17 protein-coding genes are annotated in these 18332 nt (G+C 72.2%); 13 read left to right on the top strand and 4 right to left on the bottom strand.

The annotated features are described in order from the left end of the window. Positions 1-17 precede the first annotated feature (17 nt). The 5 genes from ACZ45E_RS28440 to ACZ45E_RS28420 all read left to right on the top strand — a co-directional run bounded on the left by ACZ45E_RS28440 (position 18) and on the right by ACZ45E_RS28420 (position 7633). Positions 18-2231, top strand: a complete 2214-nt coding sequence (locus ACZ45E_RS28440) for a molybdopterin oxidoreductase family protein (RefSeq protein ID WP_468225697.1) — start codon at positions 18-20, stop codon at positions 2229-2231. A gap of 123 nt (positions 2232-2354) precedes the next feature. Beyond that, the gene (locus ACZ45E_RS28435; RefSeq protein WP_468225694.1) at positions 2355-3770 is read left to right on the top strand and encodes a CitMHS family transporter; all 1416 of its coding nucleotides are present in this window, start codon (positions 2355-2357) and stop codon (positions 3768-3770) included. 4 nt (positions 3771-3774) lie between these two features. Beyond that, positions 3775-4995, top strand: a complete 1221-nt coding sequence (locus ACZ45E_RS28430; protein WP_468225690.1) for an MFS transporter — start codon at positions 3775-3777, stop codon at positions 4993-4995. A 141-nt stretch (positions 4996-5136) separates the two neighbouring features. Then, positions 5137-6525, top strand: a complete 1389-nt coding sequence (locus tag ACZ45E_RS28425) for an aldehyde dehydrogenase family protein (protein ID WP_468225687.1) — start codon at positions 5137-5139, stop codon at positions 6523-6525. Positions 6526-6550: 25 nt separating this feature from the next. Continuing rightward, entirely contained in the window at positions 6551-7633 is a 1083-nt protein-coding gene (locus ACZ45E_RS28420) for a Zn-dependent alcohol dehydrogenase (protein WP_468225684.1), read from the top strand. Positions 7634-8031: 398 nt separating this feature from the next. On the opposite strand, the gene ACZ45E_RS28415 is transcribed toward ACZ45E_RS28420, so the two are convergent. Continuing rightward, complete coding sequence (locus tag ACZ45E_RS28415) at positions 8032-8682, bottom strand: TetR/AcrR family transcriptional regulator (protein WP_468225682.1); 651 nt, start codon at positions 8680-8682, stop codon at positions 8032-8034. A gap of 81 nt (positions 8683-8763) precedes the next feature. Here ACZ45E_RS28415 and ACZ45E_RS28410 point away from each other — a divergent pair, with 81 nt between their 5' ends. The 3 genes from ACZ45E_RS28410 to ACZ45E_RS28400 all read left to right on the top strand — a co-directional run bounded on the left by ACZ45E_RS28410 (position 8764) and on the right by ACZ45E_RS28400 (position 11071). Continuing rightward, complete coding sequence (locus tag ACZ45E_RS28410; protein ID WP_468225679.1) at positions 8764-9915, top strand: acyl-CoA dehydrogenase family protein; 1152 nt, start codon at positions 8764-8766, stop codon at positions 9913-9915. A gap of 129 nt (positions 9916-10044) precedes the next feature. Continuing rightward, positions 10045-10335: a YiaA/YiaB family inner membrane protein gene (locus ACZ45E_RS28405; RefSeq protein WP_468225676.1), complete on the top strand. Its 291-nt coding sequence runs from the start codon at positions 10045-10047 to the stop codon at positions 10333-10335. An 88-nt stretch (positions 10336-10423) separates the two neighbouring features. Further along, on the top strand, positions 10424-11071 hold the full coding sequence (locus ACZ45E_RS28400; protein WP_468225673.1) for a TetR/AcrR family transcriptional regulator: 648 nt from the start codon (positions 10424-10426) through the stop codon (positions 11069-11071). Here ACZ45E_RS28400 and ACZ45E_RS28395 read toward each other — a convergent pair. Then, positions 11062-11523, bottom strand: coding sequence for a MaoC family dehydratase (locus tag ACZ45E_RS28395; protein ID WP_468225670.1), 462 nt, complete (start codon positions 11521-11523; stop codon positions 11062-11064). The genes ACZ45E_RS28400 and ACZ45E_RS28395 overlap by 10 nt on opposite strands. A gap of 92 nt (positions 11524-11615) precedes the next feature. Here ACZ45E_RS28395 and soxR point away from each other — a divergent pair, with 92 nt between their 5' ends. Together soxR and ACZ45E_RS28385 are read left to right on the top strand one after the other, a co-directional pair. Then, complete coding sequence (gene soxR, locus ACZ45E_RS28390; RefSeq protein WP_468225667.1) at positions 11616-12089, top strand: redox-sensitive transcriptional activator SoxR; 474 nt, start codon at positions 11616-11618, stop codon at positions 12087-12089. A gap of 119 nt (positions 12090-12208) precedes the next feature. Then, positions 12209-12466 (top strand): cupin domain-containing protein, encoded by a 258-nt coding sequence (locus ACZ45E_RS28385; RefSeq protein ID WP_468225666.1) that lies wholly within the window; start codon positions 12209-12211, stop codon positions 12464-12466. Between the two features lie 75 nt (positions 12467-12541). Here the strand turns inward: ACZ45E_RS28385 and ACZ45E_RS28380 are convergent, their stop codons facing one another. Then, positions 12542-13252 (bottom strand): 3-keto-5-aminohexanoate cleavage protein, encoded by a 711-nt coding sequence (locus ACZ45E_RS28380; RefSeq protein WP_468225664.1) that lies wholly within the window; start codon positions 13250-13252, stop codon positions 12542-12544. A 92-nt stretch (positions 13253-13344) separates the two neighbouring features. Between ACZ45E_RS28380 and ACZ45E_RS28375 the strand changes: the two genes are divergently transcribed. After that, complete coding sequence (locus tag ACZ45E_RS28375; protein ID WP_468225662.1) at positions 13345-13857, top strand: hypothetical protein; 513 nt, start codon at positions 13345-13347, stop codon at positions 13855-13857. Positions 13858-13897: 40 nt separating this feature from the next. Beyond that, positions 13898-14308: a DUF4180 domain-containing protein gene (locus tag ACZ45E_RS28370; protein WP_468225660.1), complete on the top strand. Its 411-nt coding sequence runs from the start codon at positions 13898-13900 to the stop codon at positions 14306-14308. A 184-nt stretch (positions 14309-14492) separates the two neighbouring features. Here the strand turns inward: ACZ45E_RS28370 and ACZ45E_RS28365 are convergent, their stop codons facing one another. Then, the gene (locus tag ACZ45E_RS28365; protein WP_468225658.1) at positions 14493-15095 is read right to left on the bottom strand and encodes a hypothetical protein; all 603 of its coding nucleotides are present in this window, start codon (positions 15093-15095) and stop codon (positions 14493-14495) included. 267 nt (positions 15096-15362) lie between these two features. On the opposite strand from ACZ45E_RS28365, the gene ACZ45E_RS28360 reads away from it, so the two are divergent. Then, positions 15363-18239, top strand: a complete 2877-nt coding sequence (locus ACZ45E_RS28360) for a penicillin acylase family protein (protein ID WP_468225657.1) — start codon at positions 15363-15365, stop codon at positions 18237-18239. The last annotated feature ends 93 nt before the right edge of the window (positions 18240-18332 follow it).

Genomic DNA, 18332 nt, shown 5'->3' with positions numbered 1-18332 from the left:
CGCCCCGGGAGACGAACATGCCCCGCACCGCCCTGCGTATCTGCCCGCTCTGCGAAGCGACCTGCGGGCTCAGCCTCACCATCGAGGGAAGCCGCGTCACCGGCGCCCGAGGCGACCGCGACGACGTCTTCAGCAACGGTTTCATCTGCCCCAAGGGCGCCTCCTTCGGCGCCGTCGACACCGACCCCGACCGGCTCGACCGGCCCCTCGTGCGCAAGGACGGACGGCTCCAGGAGACCGGCTGGGACGAGGCGTTCGACGCCGTCGCCGCCGGGCTGCGGACCGCCATCGAGGCGTACGGGCCGAACTCCGTCGGCGTCGTCCTCGGCAACCCCAACGTGCACACCATGGCCGGCGCCCTCTACCCGCCGGTCCTCCTCTCCACCCTGCGCACCCGCAACGTCTTCACCGCCTCCACCGTCGACCAGATGCCCAAGCACGTCTCCAGCGGGCTGCTCTTCGGCGACGCGAACGCCATCCCGGTGCCCGACCTCGACCGCACCGACCACCTCCTGCTCATCGGCGCCAACCCCCTGGAGTCCAACGGGAGTCTGTGCACCGCCCCGGACTTCCCCGGCAGGCTGAAGGCGCTGCGCGCCCGCGGCGGCACCCTCACCGTCATCGACCCGCGGCGCACCCGCACCGCCAAGCTCGCCGACCGGCACGTCGCGATCCGGCCCGGCACGGACGCCCTGCTGCTCGCCGCACTCGCGCACGTCCTCTTCGAGGAGAAGCTCGTCGACGTAGGACCGCACCTCGCGGAGCACCTGCACGGGACGGACGAACTGGCCGACGCCCTGCGGGACTTCACACCCGAGGCCGTCGCCGGGCGCTGCGACGTCCCCGCCGGTGACATCCGCGTCCTCGCCCGGGAACTCGCCGCGGCACCCACCGCCGCCGTCTACGGCCGCGTCGGCTCCACCACCGTCGCCTTCGGCACCGAGGCCAGCTGGCTCGTCGACGTCCTGAACATCCTCACCGGGAACCTCGACAGGCCCGGCGGCGCCCTCTTCCCGCTCTCCGCCACCGCGCCGGCGCCGCGCCCCGCGGGCCCCGGCAAGGGCTTCGCGCTCGGCCGCTGGAGCAGCCGCGTCTCCGGGCACCCCGAGGCCAAGGGAGAGCTGCCGCTCGCCGCGCTCGCCGAGGAGATCGACACCCCGGGCGAGGGCGCGATCCGCGCCGTCATCGCCATCGCCGCCAACCCGGTCCTCTCCGCCCCCGACGGCGACCGCCTCGACAAGGCGCTGGACTCCCTCGACTTCATGGTCAGCGTCGACCCCTACCTGAACGAGACGTCCCGACACGCGCACGTCGTGCTGCCACCGCCCCCGCCGTCGCGCAGCGGCCACTTCGACTTCGCGTTCAACGGCTTCGCCGTCCGCAACCAGGCCCGCTACACCCCCGCCGCCGTCCCCCTGGAGGACGGCCGGCCCGACGAGTGCGCCGTCCACGCCCGCCTCGTCCTCGCGGCGGGCGGGCAGCACGGCGCGCCGGCCGACTCCGTGGACGAGGCGGTCGTCCGCGCCGCCCTCGCCAAGGCCGTCGCCACCCCGCACTCACCCGTCTTCGGCGCCGACCCCGAGCAGCTCGCCCGCGAGCTCACCGGCCGCACCGGACCCGAGCGGCGCCTCGACATGCTGCTGCGCCTCGGCCCCTACGACCTCACCCTCGACCAGCTGCTCGCCCACCCGCACGGCATCGACCTGGGCCCGCTGGAGCCGCGCCTGCCCGGCCTCCTGAAGACCCGCGGCGGCCGGATCGAGCTCCTGCCGCGGCCGATCGCCGACGACCTGCCGCGCCTGCGCCGCGCCCTGACGGACCGGGACGAGGGGCTCGTCCTCGTCGGACGGCGCCATCTGCGCTCCAACAACAGCTGGATGCACAACATCCCCGCCCTCGTCGGCGGCTCCAACCGCTGCACCCTGCAGGTCCACCCCGACGACGCGGCCCGGCTCGGCCTGCGCGACGGGCTGCCCGCGCGCGTGAAGGCGGCGGGCGGCGAGGTCGTGGCGCCGGTGGAGGTGACGGACGGGGTGCGGCCCGGCGTCGTCAGCCTGCCGCACGGCTGGGGCCACGACCGCCCCGGGACCCGGCTCAGGGTCGCCGCGCAGGACCCCGGGGTGAACGTGAACCAGCTGCTCGACGGCAGCCTCCTCGACCCGCTCTCCGGCACCGCCGTCCTCAACGCCGTCCCCGTCGAGGTGACAGCCGTCGCACCCGTACCGTCGTGACCTGGAGTTTTGCGCTTATTGCTCGCGCGTCAACATCTTGTTAACGCAATTGGAACGCCCCTAACGTCGCGCTGACCGCCACCCCCGGGCGGCAGTTCAACGGCGAACGTAGGGACCCTCTCCATGCTGACAATCCTCGGATTCGTCATGATCGCCACCTTCCTGGTGCTGATCATGATGAAGAAGGTGTCGCCGATCGCGGCGCTCGTGCTCATCCCGGCGCTCTTCTGCGTCCTGGTGGGCAAGGGCGCCCACCTCGGTGACTACGTCATCGCCGGCATCGGCGACCTGGCGCCCACCGCGGCGATGCTGATGTTCGCGATCGTCTACTTCGGCGTGATGATCGACGTCGGCCTCTTCGACCCGATCGTGCGGGCCATCCTGCGCTTCGCGAAGGCCGACCCGGTCCGTATCGTCGTCGGCACCGCCGTGCTCGCCGCGATCGTCTCCCTGGACGGCGACGGCTCCACCACCTTCATGATCACCGTCTCGGCGATGTACCCCCTGTACAAGCGCCTGAAGATGAGCCTCGTCGTGATGACCGGCGTCGCCGCGACCGCCAACGGCGTCATGAACACCCTGCCCTGGGGCGGCCCGACGGCCCGCGCCGCCACGGCCCTCAAGGTCGACGCGAGCGACATCTTCGTACCGATGATCCCGGCGCTCGGCGCCGGACTCGTCTTCGTCCTCGTCCTCGCCTACGTCCTCGGACGCCGCGAGCGCAAGCGGATCGGCTACCTCTCCCTGGACTCCGTGGTCGAGGAGACCGTCACCGAGACCGCCGACGAGAAGGTCCTGGTCCGTGCGGGCCACGGCGACAGCGCGGGCGACGGCACCGGCAGGGCGGCCACCGGCGGCGACCACGCCTCCGCGTACGCGAACGAGGACGGCGAGACCTTCTCCGGCCTCGACCCGCACCGCGCCACCCTGCGTCCGAAGCTGTACTGGTTCAACGCGCTCCTCACGGTCGCCCTGCTCACCGCGATGATCATGGAGCTGCTGCCGATCCCGGTCCTCTTCATGCTCGGTGCCGCGCTCGCCCTCTCCGTCAACTTCCCGCACATGCAGGAGCAGAAGGCCCGCATCGGCGCGCACGCCGAGAACGTCCTCAACGTCTCCGGCATGGTCTTCGCCGCCGCCGTCTTCACCGGCGTCCTGCAAGGCACCGGCATGGTCGACCACATGGCCGAGTGGGTCGTGAACGGCATCCCCGACTGGATGGGCCCGCACATGGCCCTGGTCACCGGCGTCCTCTCGATCCCCTTCACGTACTTCATGTCCAACGACGGCTTCTACTTCGGTATCGTGCCGGTCCTCGCCGAGGCCGGGAACGCGCACGGCGTCTCCACCCTGGAGATCGCCCGCGCCTCTCTCGTCGGCCAGCCGCTGCACATGTCGAGTCCGCTGGTGCCCGCCGTGTACGTGCTCGTCGGCATGGCCAAGGTCGAGTTCGGCGACCACACCAAATTCACCGTCAAATGGGCCGCGCTGACCGCCCTGGTGGTCCTCGGCGCGGGCCTCCTCTTCGGAATCGTGTGACCGCGTGAACCGTACGTGGCTGCTGCGCCTCGTCATCGCCTTCTCCTTCGCGCAGGCGGCGGTGTCGATGGCGCGCCCCGCCGTCTCCTACCGGGCGCTCGCCCTCGGCGCCGACGAGCGGGCTGTCGGCGTCATCGCCGGGGTCTACGCGCTGCTGCCGCTGTTCGCCGCGGTCCCCCTGGGCCGGCGCACGGACCACGGCCGCTGCGCCCCGCTGCTGCCGGCCGGTGTCGTGCTGATCTCCGGCGGCTGCGCGCTCAGCGGCCTCGCGGACTCCCTCGCGGCGATGGCCGCCTGGAGCGGCGTGATGGGCCTCGGCCACCTCTGCTTCGTCATCGGCGCCCAGTCGATCGTGGCCCGGCAGTCCGCCCCGGACCAGCAGGACCGCAACTTCGGCCACTTCACCATCGGCGCCTCCCTCGGCCAGCTCATCGGCCCGGTCGCGGCGGGCGCTCTGATCGGCGGCCCGGACATGGCCGGCACGAGCGCCCTCGCGCTGCTGGTGTCGGCGGGTGTGTGCGCGGTCGCGTGCACGTCGCTGTGGCGCATCGAGTCCCGTTCCGCGCCGACGAGTTCGCCCACGGCCCCGGGGGCACCCCGCGTCCCTGTCCACCGCATCCTGCGCACGCGCGGCGTCCCGGGCGGCATCTTCATCAGCCTCGCCGTGCTCTCCGCGACCGACATCCTCACCGCGTACCTCCCGGTCGTCGGCGAGCACCGGGGTATCGCCCCGTCCGTCGTCGGCGTCCTGCTGAGCCTGCGCGCGGGCGCGACGATCGCCTGCCGGCTCGTCATGACCCCGCTCATCGACTGGCTCGGCCGCACCGCCCTGATCACCACGACCTGCCTGCTGGCGGCGGTGCTCTGCGCGGGCATCGCGCTTCCCGTGCCGGTGTGGGCCCTCGGCGTGATGCTGGTGCTGCTCGGCTTCTGCCTGGGTGTGGGCCAGCCGCTGTCCATGACGACCGTGGTGCGGGCGGCCCCGCCCGGCGCCCGCTCCACCGCGCTGGCGCTGCGGCTGACCGGCAACCGGCTCGGTCAGGTGGCGGCCCCCGCGTCGGCGGGCCTGGTCGCCGGGGTGGCGGGCACGGCGGCCCCGTTCGTGATGCTGGGGGGCCTGCTGCTGGCGGCGGCGGGCATGGGGGTGCGCGGCGGGCCGGAGCCCGAGAGCCGGGAACGTGCGCGGCGGAACAGGTCGCCCCGCCCGCACCGCTGCCGGCCGTGAACGCGTGGCGGGTGTCCGGGGCGCCGTCGCCGGGGAATTACCGGCCACGTGACCGAGGTCTCTGGCGCCCGAAAACTATCACCGCTAGTTTGGGTCCCGGGATTACCGCGCAGTAGGCACGGCAGCACCGGGAGGAGACCCATGAAGGCCCACGACGGGATGTACATCGGCGGAGAGTGGCGAGCCGCCGCGACCAGCGCGACGATCGCCGTCGTCAACCCGGCCGACGAGCAGGTGATCGGCCATGTCCCCGCGGGCACCGCCGAGGACGTCGACACCGCCGTGCGCGCCGCCAGGGCCGCTTTCCCCGGCTGGGCCACGACCCCGCCCGCCGAGCGTGCCGCGAGGATCGCCGCGCTGCGGGACGTGCTGGTGGCCCGCAAGGACGAGATCGCCGAGACGGTCACCGCCGAGCTGGGCGCCCCGCTGAAGTTCTCGCAGACGGTGCACGCGGGCGTACCGGTCCTGGTCGCGGGTTCGTACGCCGAACTGGCCGCGACGTACCCCTTCGAGGAGAAGGTCGGCAACTCCACGGTCTACTCCGAGCCGGTCGGTGTCGTCGGCGCCATCACGCCCTGGAACTACCCGCTCCACCAGATCGTCGCGAAGGTCGCCCCGGCGCTCGCCGCGGGCTGCACCGTCGTCCTCAAGCCCGCCGAGGACACCCCTCTCACCGCCCAGCTCTTCGCGGAGGCGGTCGACGAGGCGGGCATCCCCGCGGGCGTCTTCAACCTCGTCACCGGCATCGGCGCGGTCGCCGGCCAGGCCCTCGCCGAGCACGCCGACGTCGACCTGGTCTCCTTCACCGGCTCCACCGCGGTCGGGCGCCAGATCGGCGCGACGGCCGGCGCGGCCGTCAAGCGTGTCGCCCTCGAACTCGGCGGCAAGTCGGCCAACGTCATCCTGCCCTCCGCCGACCTCGGCAAGGCCGTCAACGTCGGCGTCGCCAACGTGATGGGCAACTCCGGCCAGACGTGCAGCGCCTGGACCCGCATGCTCGTCCACACCTCGCAGTACGACGAGGCCGTCGAGCTGGCCGCGGCGGCCGCCGCCAAGTACGGCGACCGCATCGGCCCGCTCGTCAACGCCAAGCAGCAGGCGCGCGTGCGCGGTTACATCGAGAAGGGCGTCGCCCAGGGCGCCCGCATCGTGGCGGGCGGCCCCGACTCCCCGCGCGAGCAGGGCTACTTCGTGCAGCCCACCGTCTTCGCCGACGTCACACCCGACATGGCCATCGCCCAGGAGGAGATCTTCGGCCCGGTCGTCTCGCTCATCCGCTACGAGGACGAGGCCGACGCCGTCCGGATCGCCAACGGCACCGTGTACGGGCTCGCCGGCGCCGTCTGGGCCGGGGACGAGGCGGAGGCCGTCGCCTTCGCGCGCCGTATGGACACCGGACAGGTCGACATCAACGGCGGCCGCTTCAACCCCCTCGCCCCGTTCGGCGGCTACAAGCAGTCGGGCGTCGGCCGGGAGCTGGGCTCGCACGGCCTGTCCGAGTACCTCCAGACCAAGTCCCTTCAGTTCTGAGCCCAGTCCAGGGAGTTCCGCCATCATGGTCCGCGCCGCAGTACTGCCCGCCGTCGGCTCCCCGCTGGAGATCGCCGACATCGACCTGCCCGAGCCGGGGCCCGGCCAGGTCCGTATCAAGCTCGCCGCCGCCGGGGTCTGCCACTCCGACCTCTCCCTGACCGACGGGACCATGCGCCTGCCGGTCCCCGCCGTCCTCGGCCACGAGGGCGCGGGCACCGTCGTCTCCGTCGGCGAGGGCGTCACGCACATCGCGCCCGGCGACGAGGCCGTCCTCAACTGGGCGCCCTCGTGCGGACGGTGTCACCCGTGTTCGCTCGGCGAGGTCTGGCTGTGCGTCGACGCGCTGGCCGGCGCGGCGAACGTGTACGCGCACCGCTCCTCCGACGGCTCCGACCTGCACCCCGGCCTGAACGTCGCCGCGTTCGCCGAGGAGACCGTCGTCGCCGCCAACTGCGTCCTGCCCGCCCCGGCCGGCGTCCCGCTCACGGACGCCGCGCTGCTCGGCTGCGCCGTGCTCACGGGCTACGGCGCGGTCCACCACTCCGCGCGGGTCCGCGAGGGCGAGACCGTCGCGGTGTTCGGCGTCGGCGGCGTCGGTCTCGCCACCCTCCAGGCCGCGCGCATCGCGGGCGCCTCGAAGATCATCGCGGTCGACGTCTCCCCGGCGAAGGAGGAGCTGGCCCGCCGGGCCGGCGCCACGGAGTACGTGGTCGCCTCCGAGAACACGGCCCGCGAGATCCGTGCCCTCACCGGCAAGCAGGGCGTGGACGTGGCCGTCGAGTGCGTCGGCCGCGCGGTGACGATCCGTACGGCCTGGGAGTCGACCCGCCGCGGTGGCCGCACCACGGTCGTCGGCATCGGCGGCAAGGACCAGCAGGTCACCTTCAACGCCCTGGAGATCTTCCACTGGGGCCGCACCCTCGCCGGCTGCGTCTACGGCAACTCCGACCCGGCCAGGGACCTCCCGGTCCTCGCGGACCACATCCGTGCGGGGCGCCTGGACCTGAGTGCGCTGGTGACGGAGCACATCACCCTGGACGACATCCCGGCGGCGTTCGACAACATGGTGGCCGGCAAGGGCGGCCGGGCCCTGGTCATCTTCTGACCCCCGCCCCGCCATCACCACGGCTGCCCTCTGGAGGCCGTCCACGCAGTTCCCCGCGCCCCTGGGCGGTACGCCGACTGCGGCACCGTGGTGGCTGGTCGCGCAGTTCCCCGCGCCCCTGGGTCGTTGGTCGACTGCGGCACCGTCGTGGTTGCTCGCGCAGTTCCCCGCGCCCCTGAGATGCGCACTACGTGCGCCATCTCAGCACCCCCTGGGGCAGCGGCGAAGCCGCAAGCCCTGGGGGTGCGGGGAACGGCGCGACCAGCCACGACGTGAGCCGCGCTCGACGAATCCCCCAGGGGCGCGGGGAACTGCGCGACCAGCCACGACGTGAGCCGCGCCGACACCAGACACCGGGTCCCAGGGACGCACCCCGCACACGCCGGCCCGGCCCGGGCTCAGTGGGACGTGGCCACGACCCGCTCGTACTGCACGGACAACCCATCGAGCAGCGCAGCAAGCCCCGTCTCGAACGCCCGGTCGTCCACAACATCCTGATGCTCCGCGAGCAGATGCGCCTGTCCGAGGTGCGGATAGTCGGCCGGGTCGTACGCCGTCTCGTCGTCGACGAACCCGCCGGCGAACGAGCCGAGCGCCGAGCCCATCACGAAGTACCGCATGAGCGCCCCGATGGAGGTGGCCTGCGCGGGCGGCCACCCGGCGTCGACCATCGAGCCGAACACGGCGTCGGCGAGCCGCAACCCCGCCGGGCGCCGTCCGGGGCCCTGGGCCAGCACGGGCACGATGTTCGGATGCTCGCGCAGGGCGGCCCGGTACGAGACGGCCCAGTCGTGCAGCGCGGTCCGCCAGCCCCGCGAGTCCCCGGCGTCGAACATCGACAGATCGACCTGTGCGCTCACCGAGTCGGCGACCGCCTCCAGGATCTGGTCCTTCGTGCGGAAGTGGTTGTAGAGGGAGGGCCCGCTCACGCCGAGTTCGGCCGCGAGCCGCCGGGTGGAGACGGCCGCGAGCCCCTCGGCGTCGACGAGGGCGCGGGCCGCGTCGACGATGCGGTCGGTGCTCAGCAGGGGCTTGCGCGGTCGGGCCATGCGGCACATAGTAGGGCTGTCAGCCAAAAACTAGCAGTGCTAATTTACGAGCATCTGCCGCGCGTGCCTGGGGAGTCGTCCATGAATCTGGAGCTGAGCGAGGAGCAGACGGCCGTCCGGCGGTTGGCCAAGGACTTCGTGGACCGCGAGATCGCGCCGAACGTGGTGGCGTGGGACCGGGCCGAAGAGGTGGACCGCGGGATCGTCAAGAAGCTCGGCGAGGTCGGCTTCCTCGGCCTGACGATCGACGAGGAGTACGGCGGCTCGGGCGGCGACCACCTCGCGTACTGCCTGGTCACCGAGGAGCTCGGGCGCGGCGACTCCTCCGTGCGCGGCATCGTCTCGGTCTCCCTCGGCCTGGTGACGAAGACGATCCAGTCGTACGGCACCGAGGAGCAGAAGCGGCACTGGCTGCCGAGGCTCACGGCGGGCGACGCGCTCGGCTGCTTCGGTCTCACCGAGCCCGGCACCGGCTCCGACGCGGGCAGCCTGACGACGCGGGCCGTGCGCGACGGCGACGAGTACGTGATCAACGGCTCGAAGATGTTCATCACGAACGGCACCTGGGCCGACGTCGTCCTCCTCTTCGCCCGCTCCACCGACGCGCCGGGCCACAAGGGTGTCTCCGCCTTCCTGGTCCCCACCGACACCCCCGGCCTGACCCGCCGCACCATCCACGGCAAGCTCGGCCTGCGCGGCCAGGCCACGGCCGAACTGGTCCTGGAGGACGTCCGCGTCCCCGCCGCCGCGCTGCTCGGCCCCGAGGGCAAGGGCTTCTCCATCGCCATGTCCGCCCTGGCCAAGGGGAGGATGTCGGTGGCCGCAGGCTGCGTCGGCATCGCCCAGGCCGCGCTCGACGCGGCGGTCGGCTACGCGGGCGAGCGCGAGCAGTTCGGCAAGCCGATCGCCTCGTACCAGCTCGTCCAGGAACTGATCAGCGACATCTCGGTCGACGTGGCCGCGGCCCGCTTGCTGACCTGGAGCGTCGCCGACCTCATCGACCGCGGTGAACCCTTCGCCACCGCCGCGTCGCAGGCGAAACTCTTCGCGTCCGAGGCCGCGGTCCGCGCCGCCAACAACGCCCTCCAGGTCTTCGGCGGCTACGGCTACATCGACGAGTACCCGGTCGGCAAGCTGCTCCGCGACGCCCGCGTCATGACCCTGTACGAGGGCACCAGCCAGATCCAGAAGCTCATCATCGGCCGCGCCCTCACGGGGGTCTCGGCGTTCTGAGACCGCCTCCGCCCGAGAATCCCCGGACGAGCCCCGGCCCCCGCCGGGGCGCGCGACCGCCGGTCTGAGTACGTACCTGAGTAGGGGAGCGGAGGTGACGGCGGCCACATGCGCTCCATGCTGTGCGGTATGAGTGAGACACCGGTCAAGCAGCAGAACACCACAGCCTTCTACGGCCAGGCGCTCGCCTCCTTCGCGGTGGCGCTCGCGGCGGTGGGCATCGGCATCTACAGCCTCGACGCGAGCGGCTGGATCCGCGCCTTCCTCGCCATCTCGGTCCTGTACCTCACGACGTCGGCCTTCACCCTCTCCAAGGTGATCAGGGACCGCCAGGAGGCCGGCCAGATCGTCAGCCGGGTGGACCAGGCCCGCCTGGAGAAGATCCTGGCCGAGCACGACCCGTTCAGGCCGGTGGCCTGAGCCACCGTCCCGCCGCCTGGCCTAAGCGCCCGCTCACCCCGGAGGGTATGGTGTGGGCGCACGTACCCGGGAGGATGTGAGCGGACCGATGACGCAGCACGAGCGGGCCCCTGACCAGGCAGACCAGGACATCGACGCGATGCCGTGGGCCGAGGTCACCCCCGACGCAGCCCGGCGACTGCTGGTCGCCGCGGTCGAGGCGTTCGCCGAGCGCGGCTACCACGCCACCACGACCCGCGACATCGCGAGCCGCGCCGGCATGAGCCCGGCCGCGCTCTACATCCACTACAAGACCAAGGAGGAGCTCCTCCTGCGGATCAGCACCATCGGCCACGAGAAGGCGCTGCGGATCCTGCGCCGCGCGGCCGACGGGGAGGGCAGCGCCGCCGACCGGCTGACCGAGGCGGTCCGCTCCTTCGTGCGCTGGCACGCCGGGCACCACACGACCGCCCGCGTCGTCCAGTACGAACTGGACTCGCTCGGCGAGGAGCACCGCCCCGCCATCGTGGCCCTGCGCCGCCGCAGCGACGCCGCGGTGCGCGAGATCATCAACGACGGGGTGAAGGCGGGCGAGTTCGACGTCCCGGACGTCCCCGGCACGACGCTCGCCGTGCTCTCCCTCTGCATCGACGTGGCCCGCTGGTTCAACACGGAGGGCCGCCGCACCCCCGACGAGGTCGGCGCGCTCTACGCCGACCTCGTGCTCAGGATGGTGGGAGCGGACGCTCAGAAGTAGTAGCGGGAGACCGACTCGGCGACGCAGACCGGCTTCTCCCCGCCCTCGCGCTCCACGGTGAACGCCACCGCCACCTGCACCCCGCCCGGCACGTCCTCCACGGACGTGATCCTCGCCGTCGCCCGCAGCCGCGAGCCGACCGGCACCGGCGCGGGGAAGCGCACCTTGTTCGTGCCGTAGTTGACGCCCATCTTCACGCCCTCGACCGCGATCAGCTGCGGCCCGAACAGCGGCAGCAGCGACAGCGTCAGGTAGCCGTGCGCGATGGTGGTGCCGAACGGGCCCTCCTTGGCGCGCTCCGGGTCGACGTGGATCCACTGGTGGTCACCGGTCGCCTCGGCGAACCGGTCGATCCGCTCCTGCTCGACCGTGACCCAGTCCGTGTGGCCCAGCTGCTCACCGACTGCGGCCTTCAGCTCGTCGGCATCCTTGAAAACCCGCGGCTCCGCCATCTCCAGTGACCTCCCAGTCCCATGTCTAAGCGCTTGCTCAGAACTCCTGGCATGCTAACAACCCGGGATGCCGGGGCACTAGGCTCGGCCGGGTGCCGCAGATTCCGGAGAAGGTCCATGAGCTCACCGTCGGCCAGGTGTCGGCGCGCAGCGGCGCCGCCGTCTCGGCGCTGCACTTCTACGAGTCCAAGGGCCTGATCGCCAGCAGCCGCACCTCCGGCAACCAGCGCCGCTACACCCGCGACACCCTGCGCCGGGTCGCCTTCATCCGCGCCGCCCAGCGCGTCGGGATCCCGCTCGCCACGATCCGCGACGCCCTCGCCGAACTCCCCGAGGAGCGCACCCCGACCCGCGAGGACTGGGCGCACCTCTCGGAGGCGTGGCGGGCCGAACTGGACGAGCGCATCAAGCAGTTGGGCCGCCTGCGCGATCACCTCACCGACTGCATCGGCTGCGGCTGCCTCTCCCTGGAGACCTGCGTGCTGTCCAACCCGGACGACGTCTTCGGTGAGCGCCTCACCGGCTCGCGTCTGATGGCGGAGCGCCGGGACCCTCCGACGCGCTGACGGCCGGCGCGGCCGAGACCAGGACCGAGCCGGACGCCGTCGCCGGACCGTACTCCCGCGCGATCCGGAGGAAGACCGCCACCGCCAGGGGCACGGACCCGGCCGCGACGGAAGGCGGGGTGCGTCCGTTCGTGCGCGGGCAACAGCGCCCGCACGCCCTGGAGTTCACCGGCGACCGCGACCGGGACCGCGAGTACCGGCACGCCGGTGGCGAGATCCTCTACGTGGCCGACGGCTCGGCCGAGGTGGAGGTGGACGGCACGCGCTACGTCCTGGAGCGCGGCGACGCGCTCTACTGCACAGCGCGACTGCCGCACCGCCGGCGCCCGTCGCGGCCGGGGACGGGAGTCCTGGTGGCAGGGGTGGCGAGCCCGTAGGGGGCGGGCGGGCGAGTGACCGCCCCGGCCCGCGGCCGTGCCACGACGAGGACCCGGCGCCGCCCGGGCGGCGCCTCACGGAGCGACGGCGCGCTCCACCAGCTCCGCGTTGCTCCGGGCCCGCACCCCGTCCGGCAGGACCAGCGTGTCCTCCAGGCCGATCCGCGTCGCGAGCCCGAGCCGCAGCGCGAGCCGCAGCACCGGCCACGCCCCGCCCTCCTCCCCGTGCAGCAGCACGGGGAGCCCGTGCGCGGAGCCGAGTTCGCCCAGCAGCGAGCGGGCCGCCTCCTCGGCCGGGCCGGGGTCGGGCTCGGTCACCTCGGCGAGTACCCGCAGGACCCGCGGCGCGAGCGGCGACGCCGCGAACCGCTCCGCCCCGTCCGTGCCCGACCAGATCCCCGCCTCCACCCCGACGCCCCGCTCCAGCAGCGCGGCGGCCACCGCCTCCGCGCCCGCCTCGTGCCAGTTCACCGACGCGTGGTCCGGCAGCGTGGTCCACGTCCGGATCCGGGCCACCCGCGCCCCGGGGTCGGGCTCGGCCCACGCGCCCGTGGTCACGCCGACCGGCACGGAGACCCGGGAACGGACGGCCGTGAGCGTGGCCGCGACCGAACGTGGCGACAACGTGTCTTGCCCACATGGGGACTTGGGGTGAACATGCACATCCGACGCGCCTGCCGCGACCGCCGCCCCGGCGGCTTCGGCCAGCGCGCCGGGCGACAGCGGAACCACCGCGCCGTCGTCCGCGCCACGCGCACCGTTCAGACATACCTGCACGAAGACCATGGACGCGATGGTGCCAGCAGCCACCGACAAGCGGCCACCGGCACTCGGAGCCACCGACACGCAGCCACTCACCCCGGGAGGCCGGGAACGACATGCCAGTAGCGATCAGCTCACTCAAGTACGAGTCCGCGCACTCCGGCAAGCAGAAGATCACCTACGACAGCGACGGCTACCACCTCGTGCGCTTCCCGTACCAGGCGGCCGAGGAGTCGTACGACCCGTGGCGCATGCACGACCCGGCCGCAGGCAGCGGCACCTCCGCCTACCCGGACGCCCGCTCCGGGCTGATCTGGCCGAGCCACGACGGCTGGGGCACCCTGTCGGCGCTCGTCTTCTGGGCCCCGGACAGCCGGGCCACCGAGTACCGCGCCCGCTTCGTGCGCGACCCGCTGAGCCTGTCCACCCGCTACGACTCGACGGCCACCACGGACATCTCGGCCACCGGCGGCGGCCAGTACCGCTCCTACACCTGGCAGATGTTCGTGCACCCGGGCACGCCGGTCGGCCTGAAGGTCTCGGCGCGCGCCGGGGGCCGGGGGATCGCGGTGGCGCTCACCCTGGCCGAGCTCAAGCTGGCCATCCAGACGGACGTGCTCAGTCCCTGAGGTTACCCTGGCGGTCCGATCCGCTGGTGGAGGGCGTCCGATGGCCGAACCGACCGACGAACTAATGGAGTTGGCGGGCGTTCCCGTGTTCGTGTGTGCCCCCGACGGCCCGCCCCTCGACGGCGAGCGCGCCGCGCTCGACCTGATCGGCGACGCCGGATACCGCGGCGCCGCCTGGGTGGCCGTCCCGGCCGCGCGGTGCGGAGCGGACTTCTTCCGGCTGCGCACGCGCGTCGCGGGCGACGTGGTGCAGAAGTTCGTCAACTACCGGATGCGCCTCGCCATCATCGGTGACATCGGGACGCGGACCGCCGCCAGTACGGCACTCGGCGACTTCGTGCGGGAGAGCAACCGGGGCCGCCAGCTCTGGTTCCTGCCCGACACCGCCGCGTTGGAGGCACGCCTCGCACGCCTCGCAGAGTCGGAGCGTGACACCACCCGACGCGCCTGACCCGCATCTGTCCCCGCTCACCGCCGCGCGCCGACGGGGCTCTGGAGCAGCACGGGACCTACTGGGGCGCCTGTGCCGCGTCGCGCGCTGCTCGACCGGCAGCGCCTGAGGCGATTCCCGGACAGTGGTGAATCCGGGGGTGCCCCGGTGTCCGGCCCGCACCCCCGTCGCGCTGTACGTCGCCCTATGCCGTGACCAGCAGCCGCGCGCGCCTGGCCGATGCCAGGGCGGTGGAGGTGAGGACGGGGCGCGGCACCACGATGCCGCAGTGGGAACAGACGGGGCCCGACGACGGTTCGTGCGCCAGGTCGTGCCTCCAGACGAGCGCCGTGTCCATGCACACGGGGCAGCACCCGCCGGGTTCGCGCTCCAGGGCGGCTATCAGCCGGCGGAGCACGTCGGCGAGCGGTCCGGCGGGGTGCACCGACGGGTCGTCGCACCAGGCGACCCCGAAGCCGCCCCAGGTCAGCCGGTGCCAGTCATCGACGCTGCCCGGGCGGCGCAGCCCGTCGTGCTTCTCCTTGCGCCGACGCTGTGCGAAGGCGACTTCGTACGCGAGCCACACGGCCCGCGCCTCCTCCAGCTCCTCCAGGGCCGCCACCAGGCGGGCCGGGTCGGGGGAGCGGTCCTCGGGGCCGAACCCGGCCCGGGAGCACAGGTGGTCCCAGGTGGCCCGGTGGCCGTAGGGAGCGAATCTCTCCAGGCACTTGCGCAGTGAGTAGCGCCGCAGTGCCAGGTCGCTCATGGGGTCGCGCACCTGTCTTGCCAGACTCCGGAATCCAGCCATCGCCCTGCACCTCCGTCACACGTACGTCGGCGTCGCCGCAGCAATGAAGCGACGTCGCCGAGTAGACGTATCGACACGCGATTCGGATCCCTCTTCGGGGCGGTCGGTCCCATTCGATTTCCGATGGGGCCCATCACCGGCACCTTCCGAGGCCGGGGAGTCGTCGAGTGTTCCCTGTGATGATTCCGAAAACGTGACGCATGTTCATCTTCTGTCGTCGGCTAACCGCCGGTAACCTCCGGCTCACCATCGTCGGGAGGACCAGGCATGCGACGACGCATCCCACGAACCACCCAGCACCGACAGTCCAGCGACAAGTCCAGCGGCTCCTTGCGGAGACTTACGGCCGCCGCGGCGCTCGTGCTCACCGCGGGACTGCTCTCCCCTCTCTCGACGGCCACGGCCGCCGACGAACCCGCACCCGTCAGCGACTACTGCAAGGGGCAGTGCGCGGACATCCTGCCGCCCGGAGCGAACGGCAACGCCACGCTCGCCGAGATCCTCGCCAACAAGCTGCTCGGTACCCAGCCCGCACACGCCGACGATCAACTCGGCCCCTATGACGCCCTTTCGTCCGGCTACCCCTCACTCACGGATGACACGCTCACGAACTTCTTCAACGATTCCTCCTTCGGGGTCCCCGGCGATCAGGTGAGCTCGGTCACCCGTCCCCGCGACGACGTGACCATCACCCGTGACAAGAAGAACGGCGTACCCCACATCAAAGGTTCCACGCGCTACGGAACCGAGTTCGGCGCCGGCTTCGCCGCAGGTCAGGACCGCCTCTGGCTGATCGACCTGTTCCGTCACATCGGCCGCGGCGAGCTCACGTCGTTCGCCGGCGGCGCCCTCGCGAACCAGGGACTCGAGCAGGAGTTCTGGCCGCAGGCGCCGTACACCGAGGCGGATCTGCAGAAGCAGGTCGACTTCATCAAGGGCTCCGGCGGCGAGCGCGGCGCACAGGCCATGGCCGACGCGCAGGCGTACATCGACGGCCTCAACGCCTACCGCGAGAAGTCCAAGAACGGCCGCTACTTCCCGGGCGAGTACGTCCTCACCGGCAAGATCGACGCCATCACCAACATCGGCGAGATACAGCCGTTCAAGGTGACCGACATGATCGCGCTGGCCTCGGTGGTCGGCGGCCTCTTCGGCAACGGCGGCGGGGGAGAGGTCGACGCGGCCCTCTCCCTCATGAAGTCCCAGGAGAAGTACGGCGTCGAGAAGGGCACCCAGGTCTGGGAGTCCTTCCGCGGCCGCAACGACCCCGAGGCCGTCACCACCATCCACGACGGCACGAGCTTCCCGTACGGCACCAAGCCGCAGAACGCGCGCGGCCAGGCCCTCCCCGACAAGGGCTCCGTCGCCAGGGAGCCGCTCGTGTACGACCGGACGGGCTCCGCGGCGACCGCCGCGAAGTCCGGCACCGTGGCCAAGGACCCGGTGAAGGCCCCCGCGAAGCTGAAACCGCTCCAGGGCATGTACGACGATGGGGTGCTGCCCGCCGACATGTTCCGGGACCCGGCCTCCAAGAAGGGCATGTCGAACGCCCTCCTCGTCTCCGGCAAGCACACCGCGTCCGGCCACCCGGTCGCCGTGTTCGGACCCCAGACCGGCTACTTCGCGCCACAGCTGCTGATGATGCAGGAGTTGCAGGGCCCCGGGATCAGCGCGCGCGGCGTCTCCTTCGCGGGCGTCGGCATGTACATCCAGCTCGGCCGCGGCCAGGACTACGCGTGGTCGGCGACCTCCGCGGGCCAGGACATCACCGACACGTACGCGGTACCGCTGTGCGAGCCGGGCGGGGCCACGCCCACCAAGGACTCGACCTCCTACCTCTACCGCGGCACCTGCACCCCGATGGAGAAGCTGGAGAAGAAGAACGCCTGGAAACCGACGGTCGCCGACTCGACCGCCGCGGGCTCCTACCGGATGCAGGTCCTGCGCACCAAGTACGGCGTCGTCACCCACCGCGCGACGGTCGACGGCAAACCCGTCGCCTACACGTCGCTGCGCTCGACGTACCGCCACGAGGCCGACTCGATCATCGGTTTCCAGATGCTGAACGACCCGTCGTACGTCAAGGACGCCGCGACGTTCGAGAAGGCGGCGGAGCACATCAGCTACGCCTTCAACTGGTTCTACGCCGACTCGCACTCCATCGCGTACTACAACAGCGGCGACAACCCGGTGCGCGCCAAGGACGTGGACATGTCGCTGCCGATCAAGGGCGAACAGGCCTATGAATGGCAGGACTTCGACCCGGCCGACAACACGGCGGCCCAGACGCCGCCGTCCCAGCACCCCCAGTCGGTCGACCAGGACTACTACGTCTCCTGGAACAACAAGCAGGCGAAGGACTTCACCGCGGCCAACTTCAGCCTGGGCGCCGTGCAGCGCGCCAACCTCCTCGACGACCGCGTGAAGAAGCTGACCGCCGAGGGCGGGGTCACGCGGGCCTCGCTGACGCAGGCCATGGAGGAGGCCGCGGTGACCGACCTGCGGGGCGAACAGGTCCTGCCGGAGATCCTGAAGGTCATCCGCAGCAAACCGGTCGACGACCCGCAACTCGCGAAGGCCGTCCAGCAGTTGGAGGCATGGCGCACGGCGGGCGCCCAGCGCAACCAGACGTCGGCCGGCTCGAAGGCGTACGCGCATCCGGACGCGGTGCGGATCATGGACGCGTGGTGGCCGCTGCTGGTGCGGGCGGAGTTCGAGCCCGGCCTCGGCGGCGACCTCTACCAGGCGCTGACGGGACAGCTCAGCGTCGACGAGTCGCCCTCGGCCGGCCACGGCCCGACCGGCGCGCACGCCGGGTCGGCGTTCCAGTACGGCTGGTGGGGCTATGTCGACAAGGACCTGCGGACGGTGCTGGGGCAGCCGGTGCAGGGCAAGCTGGGGGAGACGTACTGCGGTGCCGGGAACCTCTCGGCCTGCCGGGACGCGCTCCTGACCACGCTGGCCACCGCGGCGGCGAAACCGGCCACCGAGGTCTACCCCGGGGACGACGCCTGCAAGGCCGGCGACCAGTGGTGCGCGGACAGCATCATCCACCGGGCCCTCGGCGGCATCACGCACCGCGGGATCCAGTGGCAGAACCGGCCCACGTACCAGCAGGTGGTGGAGTTCCCGGCCCACCGGTAAGGGTGTTCCCGGCCCACCGGTAGGGGCGCGGGAAGCCCGTACGCCGCCGCTCCGGGTGTGGCCCTCCGGCACTTCGGAGGGCCACACCCGGAG

The organism is Streptomyces sp. NPDC030991 (assembly GCF_055571235.1).
The sequence above is the reverse complement of the archived record's forward strand: the minus strand, read 5'-3'. Positions and strand labels throughout refer to the sequence as shown.